This window comes from Rudaea sp. (assembly GCF_057139185.1).
The window spans coordinates 33,482-53,297 of the sequence record NZ_DBNHDN010000016.1; the positions used below are offsets into that span (position 1 = coordinate 33,482).

The following is a 19,816-nucleotide window of genomic DNA, read 5'->3' on the forward strand; positions in this document are numbered from 1 at the left end:
GCCTGTCTTCGAACCGTCGCACGATGTCCGCACCGCGCACGCCCCATCCGCTCCTGCAACGCCTCGGCGTCGCGCTCGCATCCGCGCTCAACCGCACGCTAGCGCTCGACGCGGAAACCCGGGCGCGCTTGTCCGCGCTCGAAGGCAAGCGCATCGGCGTCGACCTGCGCGGCACCGGACTCGCGCTTGCGATCGCAGTCGTCGACGGCAAGCTCGTGGTTGGTCCGCATTGGGAAAAATCCGGCGATCTGAATCTGCGCGCGGCACCGGCGAGCCTGCTCGCGTTTGCCCTGCGCCGTGGCGACGATGGTGCGGTCGTGCCCGGCAAGGTCGAGATTTCCGGCGACGCCGATCTCGCCCGGCGCATGGAAAAACTGCTGCGCGGCTACCGTCCCGACATCGAGGAAGCGTTTGCGCTAACCTTCGGCGACATCGCCGGCGTGCCACTCGCACGCGCACTGCAGCGTGCGTTCGCGTACGCGCGCGAGTCCGCGCGCGCGGCCACGCAGGACACCGCTGAATTTCTGCGCGAAGAAAGCCGCGATCTCGTCGCGCCGGCCGAAATGGAATCGTTTCTCGACGAGGTCGACGCGCTGCGCGAACGTACCGACCGGCTCGAAGCGCGCGTGCAGCGTCTCGGCGTGGGTCGCGGCAAGGACGCCGCATGACGACATTCGGGCAGCTGCCGCGCCTCGCCGGCATCGTCGCGACGATCGCACGCTATCGGCTCGACGCCATCATCGACGGCTTCGAACCGCCGCGTGCGTTGCGCCTGCTGCGCGCCGTGTTGCCGAAACCGTCCGCGGACGTCGCCGCGCTGCCGCGTGGCGCGCGCCTGCGTGCGGCGCTGATCGATGCCGGCCCGATCTTCGTCAAGTTCGGCCAGATCCTGTCCACGCGCCGCGACCTGCTGCCGGCCGATGTCGCCGACGAACTGGCACTGCTGCAGGATCGCGTGCCGCCGTTCCCCGGTGAACAGGCGCGCGCCGCGGTCGAGGCCGCGCTCGGCGCGCCGGTGGCGTCGGCGTTTGCGAACTTCGACACCACGCCGCTTGCCTCGGCGTCGATCGCGCAGGTGCATGCCGCGCGCCTGCGCACGGGCGAGGAAGTCGTGGTCAAGGTGTTGCGCCCCGGCATCCAGCAACGCATCCGCGCCGACATCGCGCTGTTGCGCGCGCTTGGCGAACTCGCCCAGCGCTGGCATCCGGCAGCGGACAAGATCCGCCCGCGCGACATCGTCGCCGAGATCGAGACCACGCTCGAGAACGAACTCGACCTGCAGCGCGAGGCCGCGAACGCAAGCTTGCTCAAACGCAATTTCGCCGCGGGCGACGATGTCTACATTCCAAAAGTCTACTGGGACCAGACCCGTGAGTCCGTGCTCACGCTCGAGCGCGTGCGTGGCATCGCGGTGGATGATCTCAAGGCGCTCGACGCCGCCGGCATCGATCGCGTCGCGCTGGCCGAGAAGGGCGTGCGTCTGTTCTACACGCAGGTGTTCCGCGACAACTTCTTCCATGCCGACGCGCATCCGGGCAACATCTGGGTAGATCCCGCGCGCAAGCAGAATCCGCGCTTCATCGCGCTCGATTTCGGCATTGTCGGCTCGCTGCCCGACGCGGACCAGTTCTGGCTCGCCGAGAATTTCATGGCGCTGTTCGACCGCGACTATCGCCGCATCGCCGAGCTGCATGTAGCCGCCGGCTGGATTCCGAAGACCGCGCGCATCGATGAACTCGAAGCCGCCGTGCGCACCGTATGCGAGCCGTACTTCACGCGCCCGCTCAGCGAAATATCGCTCGGCGAAGTCGTCGCCAAACTTTTCTCGGTCGCGCGCCGCTATCAGCTCACCGTACAGCCGCAGCTGATCCTGCTGCAGAAGACGCTGCTCAACATCGAAGGCGTCGGCCGTCTGCTGCATCCACAGATCGACATCTGGGCCGTGGCGCGGCCCGTGCTCGCCGGGATTCTGCGCAAGCGGTATGGCGTACGCCACGCGTGGAAGCAGGTACGCAAGCGGCTTCCCGAATGGCTCGCCGCCGTGCCGGATCTGCCCGACCTGGTGCACTCGACCTTGCAGCGCGCGGCCGCCGGTGAACTGACATTGCAGGCACAGACCGCCGCGCTCGAACAGAACGAAAGGCTGGCGCGCATGCAACGCCGCCAGCTCGCCGTGTTGCCGCTGGCTGCAGCGTCTCTGGTCAGCGCCGCGCTGCTCTACGCTTTCGACACACGCGGTGCATTGTGGGCGCACGTGCCGGTGTCGGCATGGATTGCGCTGGCGGTCAGCGCAATCACGTTCTTCATTGCCTGGCGACGCGCACGCTGAAGCGCCGGAGCGCCTTCTTCAGTCGTTGCGCGACAATTTGCATTCGCGAAATATCGAAACGCGAGAATGCCGCGCTTCTGGACTGGATGAACTGCTGCGACGCAATCTGTCGCAGCAACGTGAAGAATGGCGGGCGGGATTCATCACTGTCCTGCCATGACGACTTCATCCAGCATCGAACCTTCTCGAACAGAACCATTCCCGGCGTTTCGCTACGGGATTCTTCTGGTCTTCCTCCTCATCGTCTTGTTGCTGTTGCGTTCGCTGCTTTTGCCGCATTCCCGCGTGATTCTTTGACTTGGAAACAAGTTCGAGCCGTTCGCCGCTCGAAGGAACGCATCGGATGCCAAAGCCGAGCCGATCATTCCTGTCCTGACCAACTGAAGCCGGATCGCGCGCGATCCAACGGCTTCGTATACGAAAGAACCAGCCATGTCCAATGAACACGCCATTCTGCGCAAGCTCATCGAAGCTTGCACGCGCACGATCTCGCTCGCCACGAAAAGCGAATCGTATTCCGCGGAGAAAGTCCGCGAAATAACGACGACCGTTTCGCAGTGGGTACGCGAAATCGCCGACGAGGGGGAATGGAACGATGCAGAAGCGGTGGGTCTGCGCTCCGCAGTACAGATCGCATTCCAGGTCATCCACGCGCGTCACGAGAAAAAGGATGCGCTGGCGGGCTTGTACACGGGCTTCACCGAACTGGATGCATTGCTGGGCGGGATGCGCTCAGGCGAGTTGATCGCGGTGGCGTCGGAACCTTGCGCAGGTAAATCGGCACTGGCCGCACAGATCGCCATGCACGTTTCGACAGCAGAACAACACGTCTGCGTGTTCTCGATGAAACGGGCAGCGACAGAATATACGCTGCGTTTGATCGCCGCACTCGGCCCCATCGATCGGGAACATCTGCGGGATGGCCGGATAAGAGAAAAGGATTGGCCGCGCGTGACCAGCGCGATCAAGGCTCTGAGCGATGCGCCAATCATCATCGACGCCACACCATCGCAATCGGCGGCGTCATTGCGGGCCCGCATGCGCGGGATGCGCAGCATGCACGCTGCGCGGCTGGTCGTGATCGATCATCTCGAATTGATGGACAAACCAGATTTGGCGTTCGAGTTGCGTGCCTTCGCGCGTGAGTTCGACGTGACAGTAATCGTGCTTGCGCAAACGCGCGGGCCTGTCGGCGAGCAGGTTCGCTTGGTGGATCGTTCGCTGGAAAATCATGCCGACGCGATATTGCTGCTGGACAGGGATCAGTCGATATCCGGCGAATCCGCGAAGCAGCAGGAAGCACGAATCATCGTCGCGCGAAATCGCAATGAGCGCACGGGTTCCTTGAAGCTGCGATACCTGCCGCAATACGCCAAGTTCGAGGATTGGCCGAAACGTAACCGCGAAAACCCAACCACGTGAAGGCGCTTGTCAAAGCGTCATGGATTTCCTTGATTGCTTGAATAGTCTTCGGGAAAACCGCCAGCGCGCTTGCTCAAGTCATGGGCGAGCAGTTCAAGGGCTCGCGTGAACTGAGAAGAGCCATAGTGCAGCGCGCTGTGATCGAAGGGCGCAAGTGGGTGCCGACAACGACGAAAGCGTCTTTGCGAAGCTCATGGTGAACAGCGTCGGCGCATTGATTAAAGAACGCCATACTGTTTTCGACGTGCGAGGTTTCGATACAGAATACGCAGTTCCATGGCGCTGCGATGCCTTGTTCGCGCATCCAGCGACTGAACGAATCGGCTACCTGCGCCGGGTCGCGCGGCAGGTGAAATGTTCCAATGACAATTGCGCAATCGTGTCTGGATAGGTCCAGGCATGCAAGGATATCGACGACGTCCACGCTGATCAGATTGGGCTTCAATATCTGCACAAGGCGCGCAAAAGCGATGATGTCTGCGAGATTGTCCAACGAGCCGGATGCGCTGCTTGCCGGATTTTCGATTTGCGCCAATAGCTGCGGATGACTGCCGCGCAACCACTGCCCATTGCCGATGTAAAACAGGCACGAGCCAAGCACTCCGTTCGTCTTTGCATAGTGAATGACGGTCGATCCGTATCGGCTAGTGTCCCGCAAGGCCACGGCGATCAATGGCGAATCGATGCTGCGCAGCGCCGGGCCAAGCTCCACTTCGTGTGCATTGCCGGGGTCGAGCAGGTCTATACCGGTTTCCGCGAAACAATCACGAAAACGCCATACGACCGGGTGATCGGTGATTAGCAGGGTCGCCGCACCGCGACGGAAGTCCCATGGGTCGGGAGTCAGGTGCCATTGCATGGGTTTATGGGTGGCTTCGCAGATAGCGTCGCGGGATTCGCCGCTACTGCTTGACCAGCGAAAGAACCACGACATCCTTTCCGGGGTTCTGCTTGTTCAACTCGGTTAGCACATTGGCCTCGCTCGCAGCGCGGATATACGTGGCGTGGGTATCTCCCGTGGAGCCCGTTTCACGGTTACGCAGCTTGTATTCGACCCTGTAGACGAACGTCGCGGCTGTGGCAGTCATGGCTTTCAAGACGAACGGATTTGCGCAAGCCGGCGTCACGGCAAGCGACACCTGTTCAGTGCATCGAATCGGCGGCGCATCAGGAATGTGTAGCAGAATCATGTTCTCTCATCTCAGTTGCGAAGCCCACGGACTGATAGTTGCCCCGCAGTCATGGCAGCGATTCGAGCCGCTGCCAGTATGTCGAAGCAAGCGACAGACTATGTCGCGTCAGTACATGCGTGAGCATCATCGAAGAGTGGTTTGAGGCAACGAACCGCGCAATTCCCTCACTGCGTCAAGCAACGCGTAGTGGAGGTATTGGGCTGGAACTCTTGCCTCGGGATGGGCGAACGCCAGAACTGGAACGTCAGTGGCATCGACGTAGTACCAGACTCCTCGGTTTGTGCGGCGCCACTCACGCAGATTGCTAGCGTCCATGATGTGTTTATACCAGTCTCCAGTGCCGCAGCAGATGACCAAGTGCGGCTTGTAAAGATCAATCTGCAGTCGCAGGAATTTCGAGTCTTCGTCGGCAAAACGACTCACTTCATTGGGGTCCGATGTATACCACCCAGGAGTCTTCTTCAAGTTCACAGCAGCAATTGAGCGCAAAGCAGCGGTTCGACGCTGGATGTCGATAGTCTCTATCTGCTCCCAAGGCAAAATCGTTGGACTACGTATAGCTTCTATCCATCGAGCCAGGTTGTCCCAAGTTGCCGGGCGACCTCCAGTTCGGAGGAACTCGCGCAAATCCCAGTCTCCCCCATCTGGATCGTTGACTTCCTTTAGGACGAAAAGAAGGCGAGGACTGGAGCCTATGTAGTCCGTTTCGTTGACCACACCGTCGGCAACGAATGCCGGGCGATGTACTTTCCACTCTGAAAAAAGTGCGTCTTCACGCACTGAAATCGACAGTTCGATACTCATGTTTCCCCACAAACGCACAGAAAAGAGTTGTTCCAACCATAGAACGTACAAGCGGTCGATTTCACCCTTTTTCGTGCTGAATTTTCATTAAAAGCGCTTCACTGCGAACTTTCGCCCTCAAATTTCGTGGCGCCGTCACTTCCACGCCCGAACCAAACCCCAGCAACCACCACACCAACTGCGGCGTATCGGCCACAGTCGTCGTAACCCGCAGGCGACCATCGGGCTGCACTTCGATAGTCTGATCTTTCGACAGCGGCGTTTCGTAAAGATGCTCGCCCGCCTCGGCGCTGAAGATCGCTTCCAGCTTGATCTTCTTGCCCGAACCGAACGCCCACGCGCCTTGCTCGATCTGCTCGTCGAGCGAGAAATTCTTCGGGTAGCGCACGGGTTCGGTTCGTATCGTCGCGGCAAGGATGCGGTGCAGCGGGATGATTCGCACGTCCTCGTAGTCGAAGAAGCGACAGGACAGGTAAAGCACCGGCCCGCGCTGCACCAGTGCCAGCGGCTGCACGCGGTATTCCTCGGCATTACGCTCGCCGCGCTTGCGATAACAGATGTCGAGTTGGCGTTCGTGCAGCAGCGCTTCTGTGACGGCGTCTTGCACGGCTGCTTCGATCTTCGGCGCGAGCAGCGGCTGTGTCGGCGGCACGGAACGCACCTTGCCGAGCCAACTGCGGCTTCTGCGCGGCGCGGGTTCCGCGTCGAGCCGCTGGCGCGCGGCGCGAAAGTACGGGCGCAACTGTTCGAGCATCGGCGTGGGCAACAGGTGTTGCAGGTGCTGCTCGGTCATCGCCAGCGTCAGCGCTTCGGCGGCGGTCAGGCCCGGCAGGTCGAAGCTCGGCGCGTCCTTCTGCCAGCTCCAGCCGTAGGGCTTTTCGCGGTCGTCGCAAGTGATCGCGAATGCGCCGGAAAGCTCATTGAGATCGCGCTGCAGCGATCGTTCGGTGATGTCGTAACCTTCGTCGGCCAATGCGCTGCGCAACTCCTGCACGGTGATCTTGCGCGGATACCGCGGCACATGCCGCAGCATGATCCATTGGCGCAGCAAGGCATCCTGATGCTTGGACATGATCGCAACCCTGTTCGATTTGGCGGTCATGCGAGGATGCCTTTTGTGAAAGAGGCGCTATCGCACGATGTTGCGACAATCTGCGTCGCATCCTTGGCGCTTGTCAATTCGTGGGTTGTGCGGCCGCTTGACCGTGCAACGCGAATGCGTTACATCATGCACATGAAAACAGCCGTGCTGCCACAAGTCCGCGTCGCTCCCGAATTGCGCGCCGAACTGGAAAGCGTTTTGCGCGAAGACGAAACCCTGTCCGGTTTCGTCGAGGCCAGCGTTCGTGGTGCGGTGGAATACCGGCGCATCCAGGAGGCCTTCCATGCGCGCGGCGACGCCGCATTCCGGCAATTCCAGCGTGACGGCGTTGCTCGTCCCGCAGGAAAAGTGCTGGCGGACTTGCGCGCCAAACTGGAAGCCAAGCGCAAGCAGCTCAAGCGCGGCTCGTGATATTTCGCGTCAAGTTCGCACCTGCTGCCGAAGAGGATTTGCGGCGGCTGTATGCATTCTTGATTGACCGCGCGAAATACGTTGAGGATTTGGAAATCGCCGAGCAGGCATTGAGCGCGATCGACGCCGCAGTCAACACGCATCTGGCGCAATCGCCGATGATTTACCGCAAGGCAGGCGACGGCAAGAATGGCTTGCGCCGCGAATTGCCGATTCCGTTCGGCAACCGCGGATACGTTGCGTTATATGAAATCATTCCGCCGAACCTCGTATTGGTGCTGGCAGTGCGGCATCAGGTCGAGCAGGATTATCACTGACCTCCACCCGAAGGCATGCGGAACGTGGTTCCTGTGCGACTGGAATGACATTGCCGGAATCCATCGAGATCATCCACGAAGACGACGAGCTGCTGGCAGTCAACAAGCCGGCTGGATTGCTCGTGCACAAGAGCAAGATCGCCAACGACGAGACCGATTTCCTGCTCGACCGGATCAAGCAGCAGGCCGGTGCGAATCTGTATCTCGCGCATCGTCTCGATCGCGCGACGTCGGGCGTGCTGTTGTTGGCGAAGTCGCGCGAAATCGCCGGTGAGCTTGGCCGCGCGTTCATGGCGCGCGAGGTGACGAAAAAATATCTCGCGGTCGTGCGTGGCTGGCCGGCGGGCGAGGGCGCGATCGACTATCCGTTGCCCGGCGTGCGCGAGCACGGGCCGCGCAAGCCGGCGCTGACGCGCTGGCGCACGCTGGCGACGACAACGGTGCCGATCGAAATGGGCCGGTATCCCGAGCAACGCTACGCGCTGGTCGAAGCGCTGCCCGAGACCGGTCGCTACCGGCAGATTCGCAAACACTTCCACCACGTCTCGCACCACATCGTCGGCGACACGAGTCATGGGCGCGGCGATCACAACCGGCTGTGGCGCATCCATTTCGGCATGCATCGCATGTTGCTGCATGGGTGGCAGTTGGAATTTGTGCATCCGATGTCGGGTACGCGCATGGCATTGGTCGCAAGACCGGACCCGGTTTGGCTGAAGGTGCTTGAGCGGTTCGGGTGGCAGGACGTGGCTGAAAAATAGGTCGCCGCCATTCCGGCGCAGAGGTTGCTTGGCCTCTCGAGGCGGCCGTCCACGCGCTGCTTGCGTGTGCGGCTCCGGCCGCGAAGCAGGCGAGCACACGCCGAATTCGCGCTTGCTAGAATGCCGTGACTCCCACACAACGCCGCCGCCATGCCTTCGTTCGACATCGTTTCCAAGCTCGACCTGCACGAACTGACCAACGCGGTCGATCAGGCCAATCGCGAGTTGACCAATCGTTTCGACTTCAAGGGTACCGGCTCGGTCTACGAGCGTGAGGAAACGGTGGTCACGATGAAGGCGCAGGCCGAGTTCCAGCTGAAACAGATGCTCGACATCCTCAAGCAGCGCCTGACCAGCCGGCAGATCGATATCCGCTGCATGGAAGTGGACGATCCCGAAACGAATCTCGCCAGCGCGAAGCAGAAGGTGACGCTCAAGCAGGGCATCGAGCAGCCGCTGGCCAAGGAGATCGTCGCGATGATCAAGGGCGCCAAGCTCAAGGTCGAGGCGCAGATCCAGGGCGACAAGCTGCGCGTGACCGGCAAGAAACGCGACGACTTGCAGATGGCGATCGCGCTGCTGCGCACAGCGGATCTGAAGATGCCGCTGCAGTACGAGAATTTCCGCGATTAGCGTTGTGCCGCCGGCCGCCCGGGCAGCGGCATCGCCGTCGGCAGGCGCGCGGTCAGTTCGGCGGCGACGTCGATGAAGCCGAGCAGGTTGGCGACGTCGCGCGGCGTGCGGCCCATCGAGTCCGTTGCTTCCGCATCGGCGCGCGCGGCGAGCAGCGCGCGCGCGGGCAGGATCAAACCATGCATCGCGCAGGCGTGCAGCGGCGAGACGCCACGTTCGTCCTGCACGTTGACGTCGGCGCGACCGACGAGAAACAGCGAAAGCAGGGCCTGCAAATGGTGCTGGTCGCCAACGCTTCCGGGTGCGGCGTGCGCGCCGAGCAGGGTGTGCAGTGCGGTGCCGCCCTTGGCGTCGCGCGCGTCGAGTTCGGCGCCTTTGCCGATCAGCAGTTCCAGCGTCTGCCGCGCGCGCGCAGTGTCGCGACCGGCGAAGGCGAATTGCGCGGCAGCGTGCAGCGGGCGTTTGCCGCGCTCGTCCTGCGCGTTGGCATCGGCGCCGCGCGCGAGCAGACCGGCGACGAGGTCGGGATAGCCGAGCGCCGCGGCGATCATCAGCATGGTACTGCCGCCCGGCATGCGCTGGTCGACCGCGACTCCGCGGTCGAGCAGCGCGTCGACCACGCCGGTGCGGCGCGCGGTGACCGCCGCGGACAATGGCGTCGCACCGCTCGCTGCGGCTTGCGCGAGGTCGGCGCCGCGATCGAGCAGCAGCGCAACGAGGTCGACGCGGCCGGCGCCCGCGGCACGCAGCAGCGCGCTTGCGCCCTGCGCATCGGGCGCATCGATGGCGAGGCCGAGGTCGATGAGTTTCGCCACCGCATCGGCGTCGCCGAGTTGCGCGGCGGCAGGCAGGTCGGCGGCGCGCAGCGCACGTTTGGGCAGTTTCCATCGCGTCCAGTCCAGCCAGCGGCGCAGGCCCGTTTGCGGTGAGGCGAGGGCGAGGCCGAGCGCGGTTTCGCCGTTGGCGGCGGCCAGCTCTGGATCGGCACCGGCGCGCACGAGCGCGCGCGTGATCGCGTCGGCCGCATCGGGCGGCAGCGCGAACGCGGCGAATAGCGGCGTGCGTCCGTGGCGGTCACGCGGGTTCGGATCGGCGCCGCGTTCGAGCAGCGTCTGCGCGATGCGCGCGCTGCCACAGGCGATGCAGCGCGCGAGCGGCGTCTGCGCGTTCGCGTCGCTGGCGAATGGATCGGCGCCGCGTTCGAGCATCGTCAGTGCGAGCGTCTCGAGCTCCGCGCGCCGTTCGGGATGGCGGATCAGCGCATCGAACACTGCGCCGAGCAGACCGCTGCCCGCGGTCTGCGCGCCGGCATCGATCAGCTCGCGCAGCGCGGCGAGACTCTCGGGCAAATGCGCGAGCAGGGCGCCGACCAGCGCGGTACCGTGGGGCAGTGTCGCATTCGCGTCGAGGCCGTGGCGCAGCAGCCACGCGCGCGCGGCCGGGTCGCGGTGTTCGGCGAGATCGAGAAAGAGTTGCGCACGTCGCGCCATCGGCCAGGCACGCTGGGTCTGCGCGAAGCTGTCGGCGATCTGCCAGTGGCCGAAGCGCAGTGCATCTAGCAGGTGCGCGGGCGAATCCTCGCGCGCGGTCGCGGTGGACGTTGCGCCCGCATCGATACTGGCCGGCAGCGCGTAGTCCGGGTCGAGCAGTTTGACCACGCTCCAGCGGCCGGCGGCGGCGGCGAAATCGACCGCGCGTTTGCCTTCGCGCGTTGTCGTGTCGATCGCGGCACCGAGCGCTAGCAGGCGCGCGACGAAGGCGTCGTCGGCGTAGATCGACTCGGCGGCGAACATCAGCGCGGTGCGGCCGCTGTGGTCGGCCTGTTCGAGCGCGGGCGCGTTCGCGCCGAGCACATCGAGCACGTCGGCGGCGCCGGCGAGCGCGGCTTCCATCAGCGCGCTGACGCCGAGCGCGTCGGTTGCGTCGATCGCGGCGCCGGACTTGAGCAGCAGCGCTGCGATGTCGGCGTTGTCGTGCTGCGCGGCGATCGCCAGCGCCGTGCGGCCGTGATTGTCGGTGCTGTCGACGCGCGCGCCGCGCTTGAGCAGCAGCTTGACCACGTCGGTGTTGTCGTCGGGCGAGGCCGCGGCCGCGATCAACGCGGGCACAGCGTCGGCGACGTGAACCGCGGCGCGGCGCTCGAGCAGGAAGCGCACGAGGTCGCTGCGTCCCAGCGCGCAGGCGATGGCGAGCGGGGTGTGGCCTTCGCGATTGATCGCGTCGACCGGCGCCGACGCATCGCAGAGCAACGCGGCGACGGTAGGCTCGGCCGCGCGCACGGCGAAATGCAGCGGCGTGTTACCCTCGGCGTCGACGCAGTGCGGATCGGCGCCGTTGGTGAGCAGGGTGACGACGACGTCGGGCCGACCCTGATAGCTGTCGCGCGTCGCCGCGATCAGCGGGGTCAGGCCGGCGTGAGCGCGGTTGATGTCGGCGCCCTTGGCGATCAGTGCCCGCAGCAGGGTCAGGTCTTGGGCGACGCAGGCGAGCACGACGACCGAACGCTGGTCGCGCTCGCCCGCGTGCGGCACGAAGTTCGGGTCGGCGCCTTGCGCAAGCGCGGCCAGTGCGGCCACGCCGTCGCAGGCGCGCGCATGGCGCAGCAGCCGCGCGTCGAGCTGCGCTTGATCGACCGGCACCGACGCGGGAGTGGAGGGCGAAATGGAAGCCGGCGCGGGTACCGCGACCGGCTCAGGCGCCGCAGCCGAAACGGGCTGAGCCGGAGCGACCGTGGTATCCAGCGACGGCGGCGTCCGTTGCGGACGCGCGTCGCGCGGATGCGCGGGGCGCAGCAGATCGCGCTGATCGAGTATCGCCGCGAGACTCGTACGCACCATCAACCAGTGGCACAGCGGTGCCAGCACCAGCGCGTAGGCGCCAAGTGCGAACAGGCGCGTTGTTTCGGGCAGATCGACACCGATCCCGGCAATGGCGAAGGTGCCGAGCGTCAGCGCGAACACGGCCAGCGACACAACCAGGCCCTGCGGGAAATACAGGTCTTCACGCGCGGTCAGGCGATGCGCGAGGTCGACGCTGTTGCCGACCGTTTCGCCGAGACCGGGCGGACGCCGCCGCGTGCGCAACTCGTCGAGCAACGCGGCGAGGCCGAACGCGGGCCAGCCGCGCCACGGCGCGAGCAGCAGCACGACCGCCGCCGCCAGCAGCAGCGCCGTGGCGAACGAGACGTGGGCGAGGATCAGGCGTGAAGGAAAGAATGCGACGAGCGCGAACACGGCGGCATAGACCGCGAGCAGCACGCCATAGGCCGCGCCGCCGAGAACCAGCGGCTCGATGTCGACCGGGCGCCGCCGCAGGTGCAGCGCGTGGGTGATCGCGACCATGGTCAGGCCGTTGCCGACGAACAGGGCAATGGCCACCGCGGGGTGGCGAACGAAGGCGGCTAGCGAAAAGACGGCCAGTGCCGGCAGGAACCAGGCGAGATCGATCAGCAGGTTGTGCGGGCGCCCGGGCCGGGGGTTCGACATTACCGTTGCGGTCTGCGGTGGGGAATTCGGCGCGAGTATACCGAGAAACGGTAGACATTCTGTTAGCAGCACGTAATGAAAATCGTCGCGACTTCGCGCTGTCGTCGTTGCAGAATAACGGTCCGACTCGCGCCCGGACCGGCGCGTCCGCTACCCGCACGGGAGTTGCCATGATCCACCCAGCATTCACCTTGATCGCCGCCGCTGCGCTGCTTGCCGGCGTTCCGGTGCTCGCGCAGCAGGCTGCGGCGAGCAAGTTCGACGCGCCCGCGCCGACACCGCCGTTCACCGATTTCCGCTACGAATCGCCCGGCACCACGCGCAAGATCACGCCGGCCGACCTGCCTGCGCCGTATGCAACCAAGGGCGTCGGCAACGGCCCGCACATGGTGCCGCGGCCGGCCGGCGTGTGGCCGAAGGTGCCGGCGGGATTCAAGGTCGAGTGGTTTGCCAGCGATCTACACAACCCGCGCCAGATCCGGCGCGCACCGAATGGCGACATCTTCGTCGCCGAAACCGCCGCCGGGCGCATCCGCGTGCTGCGCGGCATCGGCGCCGACGGCAAGCCGCAGAAGGTCGAAGTGTATGCAAATGGGTTGAACGAGCCGTTCGGTCTCGCGTTCTATCCGCCCGGCGCCGAACCGCAATGGCTCTACGTCGGCAGCACCGACGCGCTCGTGCGCCTGCCATATCGCAACGGCGATCTCAAGGCGAGCGGCAAGCCCGAGAAGCTTGCCGACCTGCCGAGCGGTGGGCATTCCACGCGCGACGTCGTGTTCTCGGCCGACGGCAAGCGCCTGTTCGTCGCGGTCGGCTCGCGCTCCAACGTCGACGATCCGGATACGACGCCGGCGGAGAAATTTCGCGCGAATATACTTGTATACAATTCCGACGGCGCCGGGCGCAAGGTGTTCGCCGCCGGTATCCGCAACCCGGTCGGGCTCGCGATCGATCCGAAGTCGGGCGAGCTGTGGACCAGCGTCAACGAGCGCGACATGCTCGGCGACAACCTCGTGCCCGACTACATCACGCACGTGCAGGAAGGGGGCTTCTACGGCTGGCCGTGGTGGTACATCGGCGCGAACCAGGACCCGCGCCACGCCGGCAAGCACCCCGAGCTCAAGGACAAGGTCATCGTGCCCGACGTGCTGATCCAGCCGCACAGCGCCTCGCTCGGCCTGGCCTTCTACGATGGCAAGCAGTTTCCGGCGGAATACTCGGGCGACATCTTCGCCGCCGAACACGGCTCATGGAACCGCTCCGCGCGCGCCGGCTACGAGGTGATCCGCGTGTCGCGCCACGGCAACGCGCGCGCCAGCGGCGAATATCAGGATTTTCTCACCGGCTTCGTCCTCGACGACGGCACCGTCTGGGGCCGCCCGGTCGGCGTCGCTGTGGCCAGCGATGGCTCGCTCCTGGTCACCGATGACGGCACGGGGTCAATCTGGCGGGTGCGCTACGCCGGGCCCTGACCCGCACGCCTGCCTCGCGCCCGCACCGGCTTCGTGATGTAGTCCGTGGCCACGATATCGCGCCGGCATGGACTTGCCATCACGACGGCGGCCCGGCATCCTGCCGCACGCAGTTGCATACTTCGACGACGCAGGGCCTGTAGCACAACGGTTAGTGCAGGAGACTCATAATCTCTTGGTTCCAGGTTCGAATCCTGGCGGGCCCACCATTCCGTCGCACTTGTGCGGCGTGTGGGTGAAAGCTTAGTTCGGCCAGGCTCGTGGAGAAACGAGCCTTTTTCCGCTTCTTCCGGAGATGCTCAACGTCGAACGGTGGGCTGCCGCCGCAATCGACGCAGAAGGGCGAGGCCGGAACGGCCGGCGATGATACGGGAAAGGTGATACCCCACGCGGGTTTCACGAGGATCCCGCAAAGCGGCGCTGACGAGATGGGACAGAGCGCGTGAGCGCGATTCCTCGGCGAGGAAATAGGCCGCGAGCGCATGACACTGCGCAAATTTCCGCTCGATTTGAGGCCGAAGTTCGGTGAGTTCGTCGCCGTGCCGCGCGAGCAGCGCCTGGAGCACGCGGATTGCGGTGAGCTGGCCCTCCAAGAGCCTGCCGGACATTTGCTCGCCGTGCCGCCGGTACTTGAGCAACGGAGTGTCGACGAGCGCGGCCGGGCCAACGTGAGCGAGTCGCAAGATGTAGTCCCAGTCGGTACCGATATCCATTCCCAGCGACAGGTTCCCGACCTCGCGCTGCGCGTCGCGCCGCATCATCAGGGTAGGCGGATGCATGAAGTTGCCGAGGATGAGGCGTTCCCAGATTCGCCCCCAGTAGATGCGATGGACCGGTTCGAACGTCCGTCCGAGCCATCCGACATCCGCCCCGGTGAAGACGTCCAGATGCGAAAACAATGTATCGAGAGGGTAACGCTTCAGCGCGGTGTAGTACGCGGGGCCCCCGGAGGCTGCAATGAGTCCTTCTTCATTGAATGTCGAGAAGGCGGTCGAGATGACGGCGACTTCAGGCCGATGCGCCAGGAAGCTTGCCTGCACCGCAATACGTTCCGGCTCACAGAGATCATCGCCGTCGAGCCAGGCGATGTATTCGCCTTGGGCATGCGCCATTCCGGCATTCCTTGCTGCACCCAGGCCGCCATTCTTGGTGCGAATGATGGTGATGCGCTGGCGAAATTGCTCGAGGATCTTCGGCGTGTCGTCGGTCGAGCCATCGTCCACGAAGATCACTTCGATGTTCGGATGGGTTTGCGCGAACACGCTCTCCAGCGTCGCGACAACGTGTTGCGCGCAATTGAATCCCGGGATGACGACGGATACCAAGGGCGCGGGCATGTGAGCGGGTGACCATGGCTCGGCGGACGGTGCGCGGCGGAGTATACGGTAAAAAGCTTTGCGTGCCGTGCGCGATGGCGCCGCCGGATTGCCTGGTAACCGCGTGCGAGCGCTACAAACGTCCTCTTCTCGACCGCGCCCTGCGCGGCTTCCGGCGCGCGCCATTCTTCGGCGGGCACCGCGGATCAGAAGCGGTATTTGATTCCGGTCCAGATCAGCCGCGGCGCACCCGGTGCGAAGAACGTCGTGCGCGGAACGGGATAATTTTCATCGCCGGGCGCGCCTGCCACCTTGGGAAACGGACGTGCATGGAAACTACCGTTTGCATCGAAGCCGGTGGCCCCGAGCTGCGCCGCCGTGTAGTACTCGCGATCGAGCAGATTGTCGATCTGGGCGAAGAAGGTCAACTTCGGCGTGGGCTTGTAGTTGATGCCTAGGTCGAACACGCCGTAGCCGGCCGTCTTGCCGGGGCCGAGATAGTAGGTGCCGTCCGGCTGATGCGCATTGTTTTCGTTGCCGCGTGCGTAAACACCGCCCGATGCACGAAAATCGAGGTTCAGCGACAACGTCTCGCCGAAGTCGTAGCCGACGAAGGCCTTGAAGGTCTGCTTCGGAATCAGCGGCATGCGGTCGCCGGGGCTTACCGTGATCGTGCCGCCCGCGAGGCCGCGGAATGCCGGATCCATCGCGGCGAAGCTGTTCGTGCTGTTGCCGTCGCCCGGGAACAGGCCGTAGGCCTGGTACGTGGCCTTAACGTAGGAATACTGCGCGCCGTAACTCCACGCCGACGCCCTGCTGTCGAAACCGAGGTCGAAGCCTTCGCGCCGGGTCTTCGGGAAATTCTGGAAGAATCCCGCGCCGGGTGCATCGGGCGCGGCGACGAACAAAATGTCGTTCTTGTTTTCCGCGCGATGAATGTTGACGTTCCAGTGCGTGCTGTCCCACAGCGTACCGCGCAGGCCGGCTTCGAGCGTGCGCGTGACCACCTGCGCGAGCGGCGGGTCGCCGGCCATGGCATTGGGCAGGCGGCACGGGTTGTTCTCGTTTGCGCAGCCGAGTTCGACGGCTGACGGCGCGCGACTGCCTTCGTTGTAGCCGATGTAGGCGTTGAACGCCGCGCTCGGCGACCAGGTCAGTCCTGCGGCCGGGTTGAAGCGGCGGTAGGTGTCGTTGCCGTTGAGCGAGTCGATGCCGCCGTCGGGATCGAGCAGGTCGCGGGTGATGACGGTTTGCCGGTTGTAGCGGCCGGAGATGGTCAGGTTCCACACGTCGGCGAGAGTCAGCGTGTCGCTGAAGAACGCGCTCCAGGTGTGCGCGCGGCTGCGCAGGTCGACGCGCGAGTCGAACGCGTTTTCGGAATTCTGCGAGCCGTCGGCGTAGGCGCCGGGGCCGTCGACGAGGACGACGCTGCGATTGGCAGCGAGATAGCCGAAGCGAGCCGACTGCGCGTAGCGGATGCGGTCCGCGTCGTAACCGCCGCCGACCAGGAATGCATTGCGGTTGCCGCCGAATTCGGCATTCCAGTCCAACTGCAGGTTGACGCCGTAGTTGTGCTGATGCGTGCGCGTCGTCGTGTCGATGCCATTGCACTTTTCGTTCGGCTCGCTGTTGAGCAGCACATTGGCTATACAGCGCCACTTCGGGAACGGCGTGTTCGCCGCGGTCGCGCCGCTGGCCGGAAAACCGCTGTAGCCGGCTGCGGTCAGCGCCGCCCGTTCCGCAGCCGAAGGCTGGTACACCGATTCGCCGATGGAGTCGTCGTTGAGATCGCCGTTCTGCGTGCGCGTATCGATCTTGCGGTAGTACACGTTGCCGGCGACCGACAACGCATCGCTGAAAGCATGCCTGCCTTCGAGGTTGAGGTAGTGGGACTGGTTCTTGGTCCGGTCGGGAATGGTGTAGACGCTGTTGTAGTCCTGCGCCAGCAGACGCATGTCCTGCAGGCCGTTGCCGATCAACGAGTCCTTGACGTAGGCGTAGCTCAGTTCGAAATCGCTGCCTTCATCGTGCCAGCCGAGCTTGCCGAAGAACTGGCCCTGGTCGGTCGGCGAGTATTCGCGCCAGCCGCCGTCGGTGAAATAGTGGGCATTGAGGTACCAGTCCCAGGCACCGTCGACGCCGCCCGACTGGATATCCGCGGTGCCGCGTGCATGCGCGCCATAACCCAGTTCGACCGTGGTGCCCGGATCGGTGCGCCCGCTTTTCGTTTCGAGCGAGAGTGCACCGCCGAGCGTATTGAGGCCGAACAGCGGATTCGATCCCGGGATCAGCGTGATGCCGGCGATCGCGCTGCGCGGAATCAGGTCCCAGCTGACGACATCGCCGAACGGCTGGTTGAGACGCACGCCGTCCATGTATACCGAGAGTCCCTGCGGCGTGCCGAGCAGCGGCGATGCGGTGTAGCCGCGGTAGTTGACGTCGGGCTGCAGCGGGTTGCCCTGCGACTCGTTGAAGTACACGCCGCTGAACTTGCGATTGAGGAATTCGGTCAGGTCGATCGCGTTGCTGTTGCGCAGGTCGTCGCCGCTGGCCGTCTGCACCGGCGCGGCGATCGCGTTGCGCGGTTGTGCGCCGCCGTTGAGCGGCGTCACTTCGATCGTGTCGAAGTTGACGACCGGCAGTTTCGCGGAAGCGTCCCTGCTCGCGTCCGCGTCCGCGACGACGGCGAAAGCGACGTTGCCGGTCGTGGCCAGCAAGGCCGCAGCAAGCGCGGCGGGCGCAAACGGGTTCTTTACCGGAATCGCACGCGTCATTCGACTACCCCTGGTCGTCCTGTGGTGATGGGTTCTGCGCCGCAGCGCGCACTTTGGAAATCTTGTCGGTGCGCAACGAGCAGGGCGCGAGTCTGCCAGCCCACGGGCGGGAAAAATTCCCGACGTGTATTGCGGCTTGCATGGCGGACGATTCCGCCGAAAATGCGTGCATGAGCCGACCGCAGATCGCACAGATTGTGCCGCCGCCGACACAGCATTCGCGCTGGCGCGGCGATTTGGCCTTGGTGGTCGCGTTGTCGATCCTGGCCGCGTTTGCTTCGGCTCACTGGGATTTCGCCGAGTTCCTTGCCGGCGAGTTCCACCTTGCCGAAAACCTGCAGCTGGACGAGGCTCCCGGGGTGCTGCTCGTCATCGCGACCGGCTCGTTGTGGTACGCGTGGCGACGCTACCGTGAGACGCGCCGGGCCCTGGCGCATAGCGTCCAGGCCGAGCGCCAATTGGCTGTGGCGTTGTTGGACAACCGCCGCCTCGTCCGTCAATACGCGGAAGCGCAGGAGACCGAGCGCGCGCGCCTGAGTCGCGAACTGCACGACGAGTTGGGCCAGTATCTCAACGCGGTCAAGATCGACGCCGTATCGCTCGCGCAGCGGCGCGGGCAGGCCGACGACATCGGCGAAATTGCCCGCTCGATCGTGGGCAATCTCGATCACATGCAGAAAGCGGTGGCGGGGCTGATCCGGCAGCTGCGCCCCGTGGGGCTCGATGAACTGGGTATCGAGGCGGCGCTCGAACACCATATCGCCGGCTGGCGCGAACGATTGCCGCAAGCAGCGGTGACCTTGCAATGTTATGGCGATCTCTGCAGCCTCGGCAATGCGGTCAGCCTTGCTGCCTACCGCATCGTGCAGGAAGGACTGACCAATGTGGTCAAGCATGCGCACGCGTCGCGTGTGGCAGTGCGTGTATGGCGGGCGGAGTCAGACGAGGGGCAGGCGCAACTGCGCATCCAGATATCCGACGATGGCTGTGGCCGGAGCCGCGACGAGGACGGCAATGCCGGCCTCGGTCTGATCGGCATGCGCGAGCGGATCGAGGCGCTGGGTGGCGAATTGCGCATCGAAACCGCGCCCGGGTGGGGTTTCCGCCTTGTCGCAAGTATTCCGGTTGTGCACAGCGAAGCAAGTCATGAGTGAACCGATCACCGTCCTGCTGGTGGACGATCACGCGGTGGTGCGCGAAGGCTACCGCCGCTTGCTCGAACGCGACCCGCGCATCATTGTCTGCGCCGAGGCGTCGAACCCCGAGCAGGCCTATCGCGACTTCGCACGGCTTCGTCCGGCCGTGGCGGTGGTGGACATCGGCCTGCCCGGCAGCAGTGGCATCGAGCTGACGCGGCGGCTGCTGGCCAGGGACAACTCGGCGAGAGTGCTGATCTTCAGCATGCATGACGAAGGCATCTTCGTGCGCAAGGCGCTTGAAGCGGGGGCGACGGGTTACATCACCAAAGCCAGCGCACCCGAGGTGCTGGTGGAGGCCGTGTGTGCCGTAGCCCTGGGTCAGCGCTATCTGAGCCGCGATGTGACCAGGACGCTGGGCAGCGAGGTTTCGGTGGGCGAGGCCGATGCGCTGAACGCGCTGTCGCCGCGCGAGTTCGAGATTTTTACCTTGATCGTCGGTGGCCATTCGCCGTTGGCGATCGGCGAGCGTCTTCGCCTCAGCGCGAAAACGGTGGCGAATCTGCAGACGTCGATTCGTCACAAGCTCGGCGCAACCAACAGTGCGCAATTGGCCCGCATCGCTGCGCGGTGCGGTATTGCGAATTGAGCCTCACGCGGC

18 protein-coding genes and 1 tRNA gene are annotated in these 19,816 nt (G+C 64.5%); 11 read left to right on the plus strand and 8 right to left on the minus strand.

What is annotated here, in order from left to right; all coding sequences use genetic code 11:
* Positions 1 to 23: 23 nt before the first annotated feature.
* Together AC16HO_RS06200 and ubiB are read left to right on the plus strand one after the other, a co-directional pair.
* Positions 24 to 668: a ubiquinone biosynthesis accessory factor UbiJ gene (locus AC16HO_RS06200; RefSeq protein ID WP_395641193.1), complete on the plus strand. Its 645-nt coding sequence runs from the start codon at positions 24 to 26 to the stop codon at positions 666 to 668.
* A complete protein-coding gene (gene ubiB, locus AC16HO_RS06205; protein ID WP_395641194.1) occupies positions 665 to 2,329 on the plus strand; it encodes a ubiquinone biosynthesis regulatory protein kinase UbiB in 1,665 nt (554 codons plus the stop codon). The genes AC16HO_RS06200 and ubiB overlap by 4 nt, the downstream gene beginning before the upstream one ends.
* On the opposite strand, the gene AC16HO_RS06210 is transcribed toward ubiB, so the two are convergent.
* Positions 2,304 to 2,528, minus strand: coding sequence for a hypothetical protein (locus AC16HO_RS06210; RefSeq protein ID WP_395641195.1), 225 nt, complete (start codon positions 2,526 to 2,528; stop codon positions 2,304 to 2,306). The genes ubiB and AC16HO_RS06210 overlap by 26 nt on opposite strands.
* Positions 2,529 to 2,761: 233 nt before the next feature.
* Here AC16HO_RS06210 and AC16HO_RS06215 point away from each other — a divergent pair, with 233 nt between their 5' ends.
* Entirely contained in the window at positions 2,762 to 3,751 is a 990-nt protein-coding gene (locus AC16HO_RS06215; RefSeq protein WP_395641196.1) for a replicative DNA helicase, read from the plus strand.
* 73 nt (positions 3,752 to 3,824) lie between these two features.
* Here the strand turns inward: AC16HO_RS06215 and AC16HO_RS06220 are convergent, their stop codons facing one another.
* From AC16HO_RS06220 to AC16HO_RS06235, 4 genes are all read right to left on the minus strand, one after another.
* Entirely contained in the window at positions 3,825 to 4,610 is a 786-nt protein-coding gene (locus AC16HO_RS06220; RefSeq protein ID WP_395641197.1) for a hypothetical protein, read from the minus strand.
* A gap of 43 nt (positions 4,611 to 4,653) precedes the next feature.
* Positions 4,654 to 4,941 (minus strand): hypothetical protein, encoded by a 288-nt coding sequence (locus AC16HO_RS06225; protein ID WP_395641198.1) that lies wholly within the window; start codon positions 4,939 to 4,941, stop codon positions 4,654 to 4,656.
* A gap of 126 nt (positions 4,942 to 5,067) precedes the next feature.
* Positions 5,068 to 5,748 (minus strand): uracil-DNA glycosylase family protein, encoded by a 681-nt coding sequence (locus AC16HO_RS06230; RefSeq protein ID WP_395641199.1) that lies wholly within the window; start codon positions 5,746 to 5,748, stop codon positions 5,068 to 5,070.
* A 61-nt stretch (positions 5,749 to 5,809) separates the two neighbouring features.
* A complete protein-coding gene (locus AC16HO_RS06235; RefSeq protein WP_395641200.1) occupies positions 5,810 to 6,820 on the minus strand; it encodes a helix-turn-helix transcriptional regulator in 1,011 nt (336 codons plus the stop codon).
* Here AC16HO_RS06235 and AC16HO_RS06240 point away from each other — a divergent pair.
* The 4 genes from AC16HO_RS06240 (at position 6,788) to AC16HO_RS06255 (ending at position 8,972) form a co-directional block, all read left to right on the plus strand.
* The gene (locus AC16HO_RS06240) at positions 6,788 to 7,261 is read left to right on the plus strand and encodes a YlcI/YnfO family protein (protein WP_484335338.1); all 474 of its coding nucleotides are present in this window, start codon (positions 6,788 to 6,790) and stop codon (positions 7,259 to 7,261) included. The genes AC16HO_RS06235 and AC16HO_RS06240 overlap by 33 nt on opposite strands.
* Positions 7,258 to 7,578: a type II toxin-antitoxin system RelE/ParE family toxin gene (locus AC16HO_RS06245; protein WP_395641202.1), complete on the plus strand. Its 321-nt coding sequence runs from the start codon at positions 7,258 to 7,260 to the stop codon at positions 7,576 to 7,578. Before AC16HO_RS06240 ends, AC16HO_RS06245 begins: the two co-directional genes overlap by 4 nt.
* 44 nt (positions 7,579 to 7,622) lie before the next feature.
* Entirely contained in the window at positions 7,623 to 8,339 is a 717-nt protein-coding gene (locus tag AC16HO_RS06250) for a pseudouridine synthase (protein ID WP_395641203.1), read from the plus strand.
* 150 nt (positions 8,340 to 8,489) lie between these two features.
* On the plus strand, positions 8,490 to 8,972 hold the full coding sequence (locus tag AC16HO_RS06255) for a YajQ family cyclic di-GMP-binding protein (RefSeq protein ID WP_395641204.1): 483 nt from the start codon (positions 8,490 to 8,492) through the stop codon (positions 8,970 to 8,972).
* On the opposite strand, the gene AC16HO_RS06260 is transcribed toward AC16HO_RS06255, so the two are convergent.
* Complete coding sequence (locus tag AC16HO_RS06260) at positions 8,969 to 12,457, minus strand: ankyrin repeat domain-containing protein (RefSeq protein WP_395641205.1); 3,489 nt, start codon at positions 12,455 to 12,457, stop codon at positions 8,969 to 8,971. The genes AC16HO_RS06255 and AC16HO_RS06260 overlap by 4 nt on opposite strands.
* 170 nt (positions 12,458 to 12,627) lie before the next feature.
* On the opposite strand from AC16HO_RS06260, the gene AC16HO_RS06265 reads away from it, so the two are divergent.
* Both AC16HO_RS06265 and AC16HO_RS06270 read left to right on the plus strand, forming a co-directional pair.
* Positions 12,628 to 13,929, plus strand: coding sequence for a PQQ-dependent sugar dehydrogenase (locus AC16HO_RS06265; protein ID WP_395641206.1), 1,302 nt, complete (start codon positions 12,628 to 12,630; stop codon positions 13,927 to 13,929).
* Positions 13,930 to 14,062: 133 nt separating this feature from the next.
* Positions 14,063 to 14,138, plus strand: a tRNA-Ile gene (locus tag AC16HO_RS06270).
* Between the two features lie 90 nt (positions 14,139 to 14,228).
* Here AC16HO_RS06270 and AC16HO_RS06275 read toward each other — a convergent pair.
* Entirely contained in the window at positions 14,229 to 15,266 is a 1,038-nt protein-coding gene (locus tag AC16HO_RS06275; protein ID WP_395641207.1) for a glycosyltransferase family 2 protein, read from the minus strand.
* Positions 15,267 to 15,451: 185 nt separating this feature from the next.
* On the minus strand, positions 15,452 to 18,019 hold the full coding sequence (locus tag AC16HO_RS06280; RefSeq protein ID WP_395641208.1) for a TonB-dependent receptor: 2,568 nt from the start codon (positions 18,017 to 18,019) through the stop codon (positions 15,452 to 15,454).
* A gap of 140 nt (positions 18,020 to 18,159) precedes the next feature.
* On the opposite strand from AC16HO_RS06280, the gene AC16HO_RS06285 reads away from it, so the two are divergent.
* The gene (locus AC16HO_RS06285) at positions 18,160 to 19,173 is read left to right on the plus strand and encodes an ATP-binding protein (RefSeq protein ID WP_395641209.1); all 1,014 of its coding nucleotides are present in this window, start codon (positions 18,160 to 18,162) and stop codon (positions 19,171 to 19,173) included.
* Positions 19,166 to 19,804, plus strand: coding sequence for a response regulator transcription factor (locus AC16HO_RS06290; RefSeq protein WP_395641210.1), 639 nt, complete (start codon positions 19,166 to 19,168; stop codon positions 19,802 to 19,804). The genes AC16HO_RS06285 and AC16HO_RS06290 overlap by 8 nt, the downstream gene beginning before the upstream one ends.
* Positions 19,805 to 19,816: the final 12 nt, after the last annotated feature.